Below are 11,206 nucleotides of genomic sequence, written 5' to 3'. Positions count from 1 at the left end.
CTTTTAGACCAAACGAGTGGTTTCGTAAGAACTTTGCCTCTACACCATCTGTGTTAGAGACGCCTCCACTCATGCTTCTACAAAAGAAGTCCTATGATGATTTCCTTCAAAAGGACGTACCTCCTTCTCAAAGAGAAGAAATGGGATTACAGGCTGTTTTCAATTCTGTATTTCCAATCCACGACTTTAACAAAACTGTATCGTTAGAGTTTGTAAGCTACTCACTAGAACAACCTAAGTACACTGTAAAAGAGTGTCGTCAAAGAGGCCTATCATATGAAGCGCCACTTAAGGTAGTTGTTCGTCTTGTATTCTATGATGTAGCTGTCGACAAAGATGGTAATGAACAAAGAACTGTTTCTTCAATCAAAGAACAGGAAGTTTACTTAGGAAACATTCCTCTGATGGCAGAGACTGGTTCTTTTGTATATAACGGAACTGAGAGAGTTATTGTTTCTCAGCTTCACAGATCTCCTGGTATCGTATTCGAACACGATGGTGGAAAGAAGCACTCAAGTGGTAAGCTTCTTTATTCTGCAAGAATTATTCCTCATAGAGGTTCTTGGCTAGATTTCGAATTCGATCACAAGAATATTCTATTTGCTAGAATTGATAGAAAGAGAAAACTACACGCAACAGTTGTTCTTAAAGCTCTAGGTTACAGTACAGAAGAAATTCTTGATATGTTCTACCACATGGAAACAATCAAGTTTTCTAAAGACGGTGAGTTCGTAAGATCTCTAGACCTATCTTTAATGACTGGAACTCGTGCAACTAATGACGTACTTGATCCAAAGACTGGTAAGGCTATCGTTAGAAAAGGGAAGAAATTCTCTAAAGCTTCAATTAAGAGATTAACTGAAGCAGGTGTAACTGAAATCCCAGCTATGCTTGAAGAAGTAGTTGGTAAAGTTGCTGCTAAAGATATCTTTAATGAGTCAACTGGTGAAGTAATCTGTCTAGCTAACGAAGCACTTTCTGAAGCAAAGATTCAAGAGCTTGTTGCTGCTGGTGTAACTGAAGTTGAATGTCTATATATTGATATGATTAACTTTGGTGATCAGATTAGAAATACTCTTCTACTAGATAAAACTGATACTAAAGAAGATGCACTTCTTAAAATCTTCGAAAGATTAAGACCAGGTGAGCCACCGGCAGTTGAAGCTGCTGAAGTTCTTTTCCAAGGACTTTTCTTTGACGAAGAAAGATATGACCTATCTCGTGTTGGTCGTATGAAAATCAATTATAAGTTTAAGACAGATGTTCCAGTTGAGAACACTGTACTTACTAAAGAAGATATCAATACAACTATCCAATACCTTGTTGAACTTAATAACGGTAAAGGTCGTGTTGATGATATTGACCACTTAGGTAACAGACGTGTTAGACCTGTAGGTGAACTACTTGAAAACCAATTTAGAGTTGGTCTAGTACGTATGGAAAGAGCGGTTAAAGAAAGAATGGCAATTCAAGAAATTGATACAATGATGCCATACGATCTTGTAAACCAAAAACCAGTTGCTGCTGCCGTTAAGGAATTCTTTGGTTCATCACAACTTTCACAGTTCATGGATCAAACGAACCCACTTTCAGAAGTTACTCACAAGCGTCGTCTTTCAGCTCTTGGGCCAGGTGGTCTAACGAGAGAAAGAGCATCATTCGAAGTTCGTGACGTTCACGTTACTCACTACGGAAGAATGTGTCCGGTTGAGACTCCTGAAGGACCAAACATTGGTCTAATTACATCTCTTGCAACATTTGCAAAAGTTTCTGAATACGGTTTCATTGAAACTCCTTACCTAACTATTGGTGAAGATCAGAAAATTGGTGATGTTGAGTATTTCACAGCTTTCCAAGAGGAAGGTAAAGTAATCGCTCAGATCGATGCAAATAATATCAAAGATGGACAACTTGTAGGTGAGCAGGTAGCTGCTCGTGCTTCTGGTGAATTCACACTTGTTGATGCTTCAGAAGTTAACCTAATGGACGTTTCTCCAACTCAGATGATCTCAGTTGCAACATCTCTTATTCCTTTCCTTGAGCACGATGATGCCAACCGTGCCCTAATGGGATCGAACATGATGAGACAGGCCGTGCCTGTTGTTAAAACTGAAGCTCCAATTGTTGGTACAGGTACAGAAAGAATCGTTGCTAGAGACTCTGGTGCGGTACTTGTAGCTAACGACAATGGACGCGTTATCTTTGTTGATTCAAACAGAATCGTTATCCAAAGAGATAATTTTAAAGATGGTGAGTCTGGTGTTGATATTTACAAGCTTGTTAAATATCAAAGAACTAACCAGAACACTTGTAATAACCAAAAAGCTCTTGTTACTGAAGGTGACATTGTTAAGAAAGGTGACGTACTTGCTGACGGACCAGGTACTGACAATGGTGACTTAGCACTTGGGCAAAACCCTCTTGTAGCATTCATGCCATGGGGTGGTTATAACTACGAAGACTCGATCCTGATCTCTGAAGACCTTCTTGCAAAAGATGTTTTCACTTCAGTTCACATCGAAGCATTCGAAGTTGAAGCTCGTGATACTAAACTTGGTAAAGAAGAAATCACTCGCGATATTCCAAACGTTTCAGAAGAGTCTCTAAAAGACCTTGATGAAGCAGGTATCGTAAGAGTTGGTGCTATCATTAAGCCAGGTGATATCCTTGTTGGTAAGATTACACCTAAAGGTGAAACTCAACTTTCTCCTGAAGAAAAACTTCTTAAAGCTATCTTCGGTGATAAAGCTGGTGACGTAAAAGATACTTCACTAAGAGTTCCTTCATCTGTTTACGGTACAGTAATTGATGCTAGAGTTTACACTCGTGAAGGTGTTGAACTTTGTGCAAGATCTAAGGACATTATCGAGCAAGAAACAACTCTTCTTAGAAGAGATGAAAGAATTGAGATTAAAGCAATCCAAACTTCAGCAATTCTTAAGATTGCAGATATGCTTAAAGGTGCAAAAGTTACTGATGTACTTGTTTCTGAAGATGGTTCAGCAGAACTACTTTCTAAAGGAACTGAGATTACAGGTGAAGTACTAGCATCAATTCCATTTGAGCTAATTGGTTACCTACCTCTACAAGCTGAACTTGAAGAAAAACTATCTGAGTATTTCGCAGATGTTAGAAACAAGATCAACAGAGTTAGAGCTAAGACAACTGATGAGATTGCAAAACTTCATAGAGGTGATGAACTTCCTCCAGGTGTAATCAAAAAGATTACTGTATACGTAGCGATTAAGCGTAAGCTTCAGCCAGGTGATAAGATGGCCGGTCGTCACGGTAACAAAGGGGTTATCTCAAACGTAGTTCCACGTGAAGATATGCCTTACCTTGCGGATGGTACACCTGTTGAAATCGTACTAAACCCTCTTGGGGTACCTTCTCGTATGAACATCGGACAGCTTCTTGAGCTTCACCTTGGATGGGCCGGACGTGGTCTTGGTGAAAAAATCAAGGTTATGCTTGAAGAGCAAATGAAAGTTCACGAGATTAAAGATTTCATTTACAAAATCTATAAGACACCAGAGGTTGAAGCTTGGTTAAAGTCTGCAGCAGACGATGTTGTTATGGCCCTTGCTAAGAAACTTACTAGCGGTGTTCGTTTCTCTACTAAAGTATTTGATGGTGCTTCAGAAGCAGACATCAGAGAAATGCTTGAGCTAGCAGATCTTGAGACAAATGGTAAAACAACTCTATTTGACGGAAAGACTGGTGATGCTTTTGCAGAGGACGTTACTGTTGGTGTTATGTACATGCTTAAGCTACACCACCTTGTAGACGAAAAACTTCACGCACGTTCGACAGGTCCTTACTCACTTGTAACTCAGCAACCACTCGGTGGTAAGGCTCAGTTCGGTGGTCAGAGACTTGGGGAAATGGAAGTTTGGGCACTTGAAGCATACGGTGCAGCTTATACTCTTCAAGAGTTCTTAACTGTTAAGTCGGATGACGTTATCGGTAGAACAAGAATGTATGAGTCAATCGTTAAGGGTGAGCAAGTACTAGAACCAGGTCTTCCTGAATCGTTCAACGTTCTAATCAGAGAGCTACAAGCACTTTGTCTAGACGTTAAACTTGAAGAAGACAGAATTGAAGAATCTATTCGTTAATTTATGGCAGGCTTAGTCCTGCCGTATATTAAGAGGGCATAAAAAAATGAAAGACCTTTTAAACTTTTTTGATAAGCCAAAAGATCCAGTAAGCGTTGAAGGTGTATCTATCAAGCTTGCTTCTCCTGATACAATCAGAGAGTGGTCATTTGGTGAAGTAAAAAAACCAGAAACTATTAACTATAGAACTTATAAGCCAGAAAGAGACGGTTTATTCTGTGCAAAGATCTTCGGACCAGTAAAAGATTACGAATGTATCTGTGGTAAGTATAAGAGAATGAAGCACAGAGGTGTTGTATGTGAGAAGTGTGGTGTTGAAGTTACACTTTCTAAAGTACGTCGTGAGAGATGTGGACATATCGAATTAGCAACTCCAGTTGCTCACATTTGGTTCCTACGTTCACTTCCATCAAGAATGGCAGCTCTTCTTAACCTTTCTCTTAAAGAACTAGAAAAAGTTCTTTACTACGAAGCATATATCGTAACTGCTTCAGCAACTGATGGTGTTGAAGGTGGTCTTGATGTAGGTCGCGTAATTTCTGAGCAACAATATTGGGAGCTAAAGGATCAAGGAATTGATTTCGAAGCTGGAATGGGTGGAGAAATCGTTCAAGAGCTACTTTCTAAGCTTGATATTGATCTTGAAAATAAAAACCTAAGACGTGGTCTTGCTAACGCAACTACTGAAATGGCAAGAACTAAGTTTGTTAAGAGACTAAGAGTTGTTGAATCTCTTATGAAATCTGAAAACAAGCCTGAGTGGTTTATGATGGATGTTATTCCTATTCTTCCACCAGACTTAAGACCTCTAGTTCCTCTAGAAGCTGGACGTTTTGCAACTTCAGATCTTAACGATCTATATAGACGTGTTATTAACAGAAACAACCGTCTAAGAAGACTTAAAGAACTTAATGCTCCTGAAATCATCATCAGAAACGAAAAGAGAATGCTTCAAGAAGCAGTAGATGCTCTATTCGATAATGGTCGTCGTGGTAAGGTATTTACTGGTGCTAACAAGCGTCCACTTAGATCACTTTCAGATATGCTTAAAGGTAAGCAAGGACGTTTCCGTCAAAACCTTCTTGGTAAGCGTGTTGACTACTCAGGACGTTCTGTAATCGTTGTTGGTCCAAGCTTAAGACTTCACCAGTGTGGTCTTCCAAAGCTAATGGCACTTGAGCTTTTCAAGCCATTTATCTACAACAAGCTAATTGAAAAAGGACACTGTACTACTATTAAAGTTGCTAAGCGTATGGTTGAGCAACAAAAAGAAGAAGTATGGAATATCCTTGAAGAAGTTGTACAAGAACACCCAGTACTTCTTAACCGTGCACCAACTCTTCACAGACTTGGTATCCAAGGTTTCGAACCTGTACTTATCGAAGGTAAGGCAATCCGTCTTCACCCTCTAGTTTGTACTGCATTCAACGCCGACTTCGACGGTGACCAGATGGCCGTTCACGTGCCTCTTTCACTAGAAGCTCAAATTGAGTGTCGTGTTCTTGCAATGTCGACAAATAATATTCTTTCTCCAAAAGATGGTTCACCAATTATTACTCCATCTCAGGATATCGTACTTGGTCTTTACTACATGACTCGTGTTAGACCATATGCTCGTGGATACGGGAAAACTTTCTCTTCTAAAGAAGAAGCTCAGTTTGCTTACCACTCAGGTAACCTACACCTACAAGCACCAATCAAAGTACGTATTGGTGGAGAAGTTTACGAAACAACTGTTGGACGTACATTCGTATTTGATATCGTTCCAACTTGTCTAAACTTTGAAGACGTAAACATCATTCTTGGTAAGAAAGAACTAGTTAAGCTTCTTGACCTTGCTTACAGAAGAGGATCTGAAAAAGATACTGTTCTTCTTGCTGATGGTCTTATGCAACTTGGTTATAGCAATGCTACGAAAGCTGGTATTTCTATTAACGTTGTTGATATGGAAATCCCTTCTGAGAAAGAAGGAATCCTTAAAGAAGCTCATGATGAAGTTCATGGGATTACTGAAGAGTATAACGAAGGTTCGATCACTAACGGTGAGAGATATAACAAGGTTGTTGATGTTTGGTCACAAACAACTGAAAAGCTTGTTAAGGTTATGCTTGAGAAGATTTCAACTGATGAATTTACTTCAGATAAAGATGGTGAAGAGCCAATTTACGCTCCTTCATTCAACGCTCTTTATATGATGGCAAACTCAGGTGCAAGGGGTTCTGCTCAGCAGATGAGACAGCTTGCTGCCATGAGGGGTCTAATGGCCAAGCCATCTGGTGAAATTATTGAAACGCCAATTACTTCAAACTTCCGTGAAGGTCTATCGGCACTACAATATTTCACGTCTACACACGGTGCACGTAAAGGTCTAGCCGATACTGCCCTGAAGACAGCTAACTCTGGTTACCTAACAAGACGTCTTGTAGACGTTGCTCAAGACGGTATTATCAGAAATGAAGATTGTGGAACTACTGATGGTATTACACTAACTTCTCGTATTGAGTCTGGTGAAGTTGTTGAGCACGTTGCTTCTAGAGCAATGGGCCGTGTAACAGCAGCTCCAGTTATCTCTGCAGAAGGTAATGAAGTTCTTCCAACAGGTCACTTACTAACTGAAAAGGACCTTGTATTACTAGAAGAGAAAGAAGTTGACCAAATTAAGGTTAGATCTGTTCTTACTTGTAATGAAAGACACGGTTTCTGTGCGGCTTGTTTCGGACGTGACCTTGCTCGTGGAACAATGGTATCTGTTGGTGAGGCAGTTGGTGTTATCGCTGCTCAGTCAATTGGTGAACCTGGTACACAGCTGACAATGCGTACATTCCACGTTGGTGGTACAGCAACTGCTGGTGCACAAGTAAATAAAACAACTGTTCGTACATCTGGTAAAGTTGTATACAACAATGTTGTAACTGTTGAAACTCCAACTGGTCTTCTTGTTATGAATAAGACTGGTGAGCTTATCATTAAAGATGCTCGTGGTGTTGAAAAAGAAAAATATCCAGCAATCTACGGTTCGAAACTACACTTCACTGAAGGTAGCGAAGTAAACGTAGGGGATACTCTGATTGAATGGGACCCGTTTGCGATTCCACTTCTTACAGAAGTTGCTGGTACAGTTAAGTTTGAAGACCTTGTCGTTGGTGCAACTCTTGCAGAGCAAACTGACTCGGTAACAGGTCTTACTCAAAGAACTGTAACTGAAACTAAAGATCCTTCACTTCAACCAAGAATGACGATTCTTGATGCTGATGGAAACCCTATTGTTGTTCCTGGTACAAACCGTCAGGCTTCATACAGACTTCAAGTTGGTGCAACACTAACTGTTACTGAAGGTGATACTGTTGAAGTTGGTAGCGTACTATCTAAAGTTTCTCGTGAAACTACGAAAACAAAAGATATTACAGGGGGTCTTCCAAGAGTTGCTGAGCTTTTCGAAGCAAGAAAGCCAGCTCAAGCATCTCAGATTGCCGATGTAACTGGTACAATCGAATTTGGTGCTGAAGTTAGAGGTTCTAGAAGAATTCTAATTAGACCTGAAGATGGTTCTGATCCAGTTGTTTACACAATTCCTAAGGGACGTTATGTAACTGTAAACGAAGGTGACTATATCCGTTCAGGTGAAGCTATTATGGATGGGCCAGCTAACCCACACGATATCCTAAGAGTACTTGGTATTAAAGAACTTGCAGGTTACATCGTTGATGAGATTCAAGCTGTATACCGTCTACAAGGTGTAGATATCGATGATAAGCACATTGAGGTAATCGTATCTCAAATGCTGAAGAAAGTTGAAGTAACTGATCCTGGTGACTCGACATTTGTTGTTGGTGACTCTGTAACTAAAGCAGAATTACTTACGACTAATGAGCAATTAGTTGCTGATGGATATGAGCCAGCTCAAGCAAGACCAGTTCTACTTGGTATTACTAAAGCAGCTCTTTCAACTGATTCATTCTTATCAGCTGCATCTTTCCAAGAGACAACTAAGATCTTAACTCAGGCATCGCTTGAAGGTAAAAAAGATTTATTACGTGGTCTTAAGGAAAACGTACTTATGGGTCGTCTGATTCCAGCTGGTTCAGGTATCTCTAAGTATCGTGATTACGAAGCATTCGTTGAAGAAGATGATTCTCTAGAAGAAACTTCTACACTAATGCTATAAAAACTTGCTTAATTGAGGGGTGGTGTGTTACACCATCCCTCTATAGTTTATTATGGGCTCAAAAGCCTATTTTTATTGTGGAAATATTGTTGTAGTTAAGGAGCGGAAATGCCTACGATTAACCAATTAATTAGAAAAGGTAGAACTGATAAAGTTGAAAAAACTAAGTCACCTGCCTTAAAAGCGTGTCCTCAAAGACGCGGTGTATGTACAAGAGTATATACAACTACTCCTAAGAAACCAAACTCAGCGATGAGAAAGGTTTGTAGGGTAAAACTAACAAGTGGATTTGAAGTTACTTCATACATTGGTGGTGAAGGACACAATCTACAAGAACACTCGATCGTTATGATTCGTGGTGGTAGAGTAAAAGACCTTCCAGGGGTTCGTTATCACACTATTAGAGGTACACTAGATTGCCAAGGTGTTGATAAAAGAGGACAGAGAAGATCTAAGTACGGTTGTAAGAGACCAAAGAAATAACTTTTAGTTAACTAATTGTGACACCAATTGCAACATGGCATGAGGTGAGTAATCGATCAGTTTTAACTGTTTCCGGTGAAGGAGAAAAAATATGAGTAGAAAACATAGAGCACAGACGAGAGAAGTACTTCCAGATCCGATCTTTCAAGACGTTGTTGTTGCTAAGTGCGTAAACGCACTTATGAAAGACGGTAAGAAATCTGTTGCTGAAAAAATCTTTTATGGTGCACTTCAAAGAGTTGAATCTAAGACTGGTGAAGAGCCATTAAAGGTATTTAAGAAGGCCCTTTCTAACATTAAGCCAGCGGTAGAGGTTAAGTCTCGTCGTATTGGTGGTGCAACTTACCAAATTCCAGTTGAAGTTAGAAATAACAGAAGACAATCACTAGCTCTAAGATGGTTGAGAGACTATGCTAGAAATCGTGGTGGTAGAACTATGGTTGAGAAACTATCTGATGAAATCATCGATGCTTCTCAAGGTAGAGGTGGCGCTGTTAAGAAGCGTGAAGACACTTACAAAATGGCAGAAGCTAACAAAGCTTTTGCACACCTTAAGTGGTAGTTCGAAAATAAGCAATAAAGTCCATAATAAACTAATAGAAGGCTCCCTACGGGAGCCTTTCTTTTTATAAAGCCTTTTATTCATTAAGGTTTTATTCCTATCTAAAATTCCATATTTATGTTAATTATATGTCTGCAAAAATTAAATTTTTAAGGACTTTGTATGAGTTTAGAAAATATTCGTAATATCGGAATTATGGCGCATATTGATGCGGGTAAAACGACGACAACTGAACGTATTCTCTACTACACGGGAAAAAGCCATAAGATTGGTGAGGTTCACGATGGTGCTGCAACTATGGACTGGATGGTTCAGGAGCAAGAACGTGGGATTACAATTACTTCAGCTGCGACAACTTGTACTTGGAACAAAACGAATATTAATATCATCGATACTCCTGGTCACGTTGACTTCACAATTGAGGTTGAGAGAGCTCTTAGAGTTTTAGATGGTGCAGTAGGTGTATTTGATGCTGTGGCCGGTGTAGAGCCTCAATCTGAGACTGTATGGGGCCAAGCAGATAAGTACAAAGTACCAAGAATTGCATTTGTGAATAAAATGGATAGAGTTGGGGCAAATTTTCAAATGTGTCTTGATGAAATAAGAGAGAAGCTTGGCAAGACTGCGGCAGCAATTCAGCTTCCAATTGGCGCTGAAGATGTGTTTAAAGGCATGGTTGATGTCGTAAGAATGAAGGCCCTGCTTTTTAAAGATGAGGATCTTGGTTCAACTGTAGTTGTTGAAGATATCCCAGAAGATCTTCAAGATGAAGCTCAGATGGCAAGAGAAGAGCTTATCGAGACTTTAGCTGACTATGATGATCAGTTAGCTGAAGACTACCTGTCTGGTGAAGAGATTACTAATGAGAGATTAATAGCTGCTATTAGAGATGCTGTTATCAATCATGAGTTTGTAGCAGTTCTTTGTGGATCGGCATTTAAAAATAAAGGTGTACAGCCATTACTGGACGCGGTTTGTGACTACCTTCCTTCACCTGTTGATCGTGGTGAAGTTAAAGGTGTTAATGGCAAAAATCACGATAAAGAAGAAGTTAGAAAGCCTGATACTGAGGATGCATTTTCAGGTATTGCTTTCAAGATTGCTACTGATCCATTTGTAGGTTCACTAACATTTTTTAGAATTTATTCTGGATCAATTAAATCTGGAGCTCAGGTTTATAATCCTCACAAAGGTAAGCGTGAAAGAGTTAATAAAATTCTACAAATGCACGCAGATAAGAGAACTGAGCTGCAAGAAGCTAAGGCAGGGGATATTATTGCAATTTCTGGTTTAAAGGAAACTGTAACAGGTGAAACTCTTTGTGCTGAAAATCGTACAGTCATTTTTGATTTAATGGATTTTCCTGAATCTGTTATTTCTGTTGCGATTGAGCCAAAAACAACAAATGATGAAAAGAAACTAATGAATTCTTTAAATCAACTTAAGTTAGAAGATCCATCTTTTTCATATCAGCACAATAAAGAAACTGGGCAACTTTTAATCTTTGGTATGGGTGAGCTTCACCTAGAAATTATTTGTGACCGTCTTGAGCGTGAGTTTAAAGTTGGTATTCGTGTAGGTGATCCACAAGTTTCATACCGTGAAAGTATCACTAGCACTGCTAAAGAGTCAGATACATTCCACCGTGAACAAGCTGGCAAGATGGTATTTGGTAACGCTGTTATTGAAGTTGAGCAAGCAGACTCACAAGCTGGTGTTTTATTTGAGACGGATTTAACTAAAAGAGATTTACCACAAGAATTTATTGATGCTATTGAGAAGAGTATTAAAGATACGTCAATGGGTGGTGCCCTGGCCGGTTACCCATTTATAAATATTAAGGCCAAGTTAGTGGCCGCAGAGCTTAATGAAGATGAA

At 39.5% G+C, this 11,206-nt stretch carries 5 protein-coding genes; all 5 read left to right on the top strand.

Annotation, left to right across the window (positions count from 1 at the left end):
• Window positions 1-4,118 (top strand): DNA-directed RNA polymerase subunit beta (rpoB, locus tag ABMA79_RS15865; protein WP_393093857.1); only part of this gene is annotated, 4,118 nt, incomplete at its 5' end.
• Between the two features lie 46 nt (window positions 4,119-4,164).
• The gene (gene rpoC / locus ABMA79_RS15860; protein WP_392861563.1) at window positions 4,165-8,283 is read left to right on the top strand and encodes a DNA-directed RNA polymerase subunit beta'; all 4,119 of its coding nucleotides are present in this window, start codon (window positions 4,165-4,167) and stop codon (window positions 8,281-8,283) included.
• A 108-nt stretch (window positions 8,284-8,391) separates the two neighbouring features.
• Entirely contained in the window at window positions 8,392-8,766 is a 375-nt protein-coding gene (gene rpsL / locus ABMA79_RS15855; protein ID WP_021266546.1) for a 30S ribosomal protein S12, read from the top strand.
• Window positions 8,767-8,857: 91 nt separating this feature from the next.
• A complete protein-coding gene (gene rpsG, locus ABMA79_RS15850; protein WP_021266544.1) occupies window positions 8,858-9,328 on the top strand; it encodes a 30S ribosomal protein S7 in 471 nt (156 codons plus the stop codon).
• Window positions 9,329-9,490: 162 nt separating this feature from the next.
• Window positions 9,491-11,206 (top strand): elongation factor G (gene fusA / locus ABMA79_RS15845; RefSeq protein ID WP_393093854.1); only part of this gene is annotated, 1,716 nt, incomplete at its 3' end.

It is taken from the genome of Halobacteriovorax sp. HFRX-2_2 (assembly GCF_043196705.1).
Classification (GTDB): Bacteria; Bdellovibrionota; Bacteriovoracia; order Bacteriovoracales; family Bacteriovoracaceae; genus Halobacteriovorax_A.
Note: the sequence above shows the minus strand (reverse complement) of the source record. Positions and strands in the feature narration are given on the sequence as shown.

Coding starts and splice junctions, on each gene's coding strand:
- rpsG (WP_021266544.1), top strand. CDS start 8,858: ATGAGTAGAAAACATAGAGCACAGACGAGAGAAGTACTTCCAGATCCG.
- rpoC (WP_392861563.1), top strand. CDS start 4,165: ATGAAAGACCTTTTAAACTTTTTTGATAAGCCAAAAGATCCAGTAAGC.
- rpsL (WP_021266546.1), top strand. CDS start 8,392: ATGCCTACGATTAACCAATTAATTAGAAAAGGTAGAACTGATAAAGTT.